The organism is Micromonospora sp. LOL_015, assembly GCF_048060275.1.
Taxonomy (GTDB): domain Bacteria; phylum Actinomycetota; class Actinomycetes; order Mycobacteriales; family Micromonosporaceae; genus Micromonospora_E.
The window spans coordinates 1-564 of the sequence record NZ_JBHMIO010000177.1; the positions used below are offsets into that span (position 1 = coordinate 1).

Sequence of the window (564 nt, forward strand, 5' to 3'; positions counted from 1 at the left end):
TACCACCCGTTCTTCACCAACAACGTCGAGCCCGTCGCCCAAGCCGACATCACCCACCGCGCCCACGCCATCTGCGAACAGGTCTGGGCTGACCTCATCGACGGACCCTGGGCCCACCAGCCCTCCGGCTCATTCGCCGCCAACGCCGCCTGGAGCGTGCTCGCCGCGATCACCCACAACCTGCTCCGCGCCGCGGGCACGCTCACCGCCACCACCCGCCACGCCGTCGCCCGCGGCGCCACCCTCCGCCGCGAACTGGTCAACGTTCCCGCCCGCCTGGCCCGCCCACAACGCCGCCCCGTGCTGCACCTACCCGCCCACTGGCCCAAAGCCCAAGCCTGGCAACGCCTCTGGGTGGCCGTCTTCACAACCTGAACACCCATCCCGGCACCACGAGCACCTGACCAGCACCGCGAAACCCGCACGCCGTCACGATCGCAACAACCGAGGGAAGCTGGCAGTCAGGCCAGCAGATCCGACACGCCCCCATCCACTACCCGCCAGACATAATCGTCAAGTGTCGATGACTGCCGTCAAGTCCTATTGAGTCCACGGATTGAGGCT

General features: G+C 67.9%; 1 pseudogene. It reads left to right on the forward strand.

The window, feature by feature from the left end:
• Window positions 1-375, forward strand: a pseudogene (locus ACFHWU_RS29360) (IS1380 family transposase); the annotation flags it as partial.
• Window positions 376-564 lie beyond the last annotated feature (189 nt).